General features: G+C 61.9%; 4 protein-coding genes. All 4 read left to right on the plus strand.

All coding sequences use genetic code 11. From position 1 onward, the window contains the following. Positions 1–439: hypothetical protein (locus LC354_RS25945; RefSeq protein WP_223428856.1), on the plus strand; the 439-nt coding region annotated here is incomplete at its 5' end. Between the two features lie 96 nt (positions 440–535). Continuing rightward, on the plus strand, positions 536–724 hold the full coding sequence (locus LC354_RS25950) for a helix-turn-helix transcriptional regulator (RefSeq protein ID WP_223428857.1): 189 nt from the start codon (positions 536–538) through the stop codon (positions 722–724). Further along, on the plus strand, positions 721–936 hold the full coding sequence (locus tag LC354_RS25955; RefSeq protein WP_223428858.1) for a transcriptional coactivator p15/PC4 family protein: 216 nt from the start codon (positions 721–723) through the stop codon (positions 934–936). The genes LC354_RS25950 and LC354_RS25955 overlap by 4 nt, the downstream gene beginning before the upstream one ends. Then, entirely contained in the window at positions 926–1,576 is a 651-nt protein-coding gene (locus LC354_RS25960) for a hypothetical protein (RefSeq protein WP_223428859.1), read from the plus strand. Before LC354_RS25955 ends, LC354_RS25960 begins: the two co-directional genes overlap by 11 nt. Positions 1,577–1,644: the final 68 nt, after the last annotated feature.

The raw sequence follows: 1,644 nt of genomic DNA on the forward strand, positions 1-1,644 counted from the left end.
CGCGACGGTCGCCTTCCGTGAGGTTCCGAATATACCTGAAGCAAAGCGCGTTAGAGAAATGTGTTTTCCCTATCCCCTTGCGCCCAATTACGGTGACGCTGCAAACGATGACTACGTCCTGAGGGATGGCCTTTGGAGGGCCGTCCAAGGCGTCTCGGAGTGGGCGGACCTCGCCCGCGCGCTTGAGAGCGCTGTACTGGCCGCCCACGGCCCGGACAAAGGAGGCGGCACCACGCTGGCCGAAAAATTGCAACCCGATGAGCGTGACCGGTTCCTGTCCGGTTTGGCGGCCCTCTGGCGTGACACCGGGCGCGACATTCCGAAGGGCAAACCGAAGGAGCGCGAGCCATTCATCGAATTCGTCACGGCGCTGCACATGGCGATGGGTGCGGGCGACATTCCCGACATCGAAGCGCTGGTCGGCGCGCTGGCCATTTAAACCCAATACCCCCCCCCCTTGGCATGGGGGTATTGGGTGTGACCTGCAACGCAATGTGGTGCAAATGGTCGGCAGCCTAACGAAAGGGGTTGCACCATGTTTCTCACCGTCGATCAGGTCGCTGACCGATACAACTGCTCAAAATTCTCCATCTGGCGCTGGGTGCGTGAGGGCCGCCAAGGCTTCCCGTCCCCGATCAGCCTTTCGCCCGGCTGTACCCGCTGGCGCTTGTCCGACCTCGAACGCTGGGAGGCCGAGCGCGCCGCCGAAGGAACGGCGGCATGATCCAGATGCAAAAGAACCGTCGCGAAAGCCTCGTAATCCGGTTGCGCGAGTATAAAGGCCGCCGCTTCGTCGATTGCCGCCTACATTACCCCGGCGAGGACGGCGAATTGCGCCCAACCCGGCAGGGTTTCACTCTTAGCCTCGACCACGCGGGCGACCTTGCCGACGCTATCGTGACCGTTGCCCGGCAGGATCACGTCGATGACGATTGATCCGGAAAAGCACGCCACCGACCGGCTTGATGCGGAGTGCCGAGCGAATGACAGGAAGTCAGGCCGGACGCCTCCTATTGTTGAGCAGATCAACAAGACCAAGGGTCTTTTGCGGAAGGCTATCCGACGGGCTGGCCTTCCGCCGTCGCTGTGTCGGCAGGCCGCCGGCATGGTTGGCTACTACGCGCACAAGCGCATGAGTAACTTTCATACAGTCTATCCGGGCATGAAGCGGATGGCCGAATGGGGTGATTGCACCGAGAGGCAAGCGCGGCGGAACTTCGCCCAGCTTGAAGCCGGGAGGGTGATCTGGCGCGTCGGCGCTGAGAAGGGCGGGCGCAGGCTAGCGACCGAGTGGATCATTGATTTCGGCGGGCTGAAAAAGTGGCTGATATTGATCGGCGCGAACCCGTCGCCGATGCTCCTCGGCTTGCTCGAAAGTATCCTCATCGGCGGTGCCCCATACCCGAAAGCGCAGCCCGAAAACCCGGACATGGTGGGGGGCGAAATCGACCCCGAAACCCGGACACCAAACCCGGACATAAACCCGGACACCATGTCCGCCCGTAGTATAGTAAATGGCAACCGTCGCAACGGGGCGTCCAGCGTAGCGCCAGCCAAGCGTCGCCGGGGTGGGTAATGAGGATCAGCCCTTCCACCCGTCATCTTCGTATTTCCGGTCTTTTGATCCGGCCCATCGCGAAGGGG

It is taken from the genome of Tateyamaria pelophila, from assembly GCF_019966495.1.
GTDB classification, from domain to species: Bacteria; Pseudomonadota; Alphaproteobacteria; order Rhodobacterales; family Rhodobacteraceae; genus Tateyamaria; species Tateyamaria pelophila.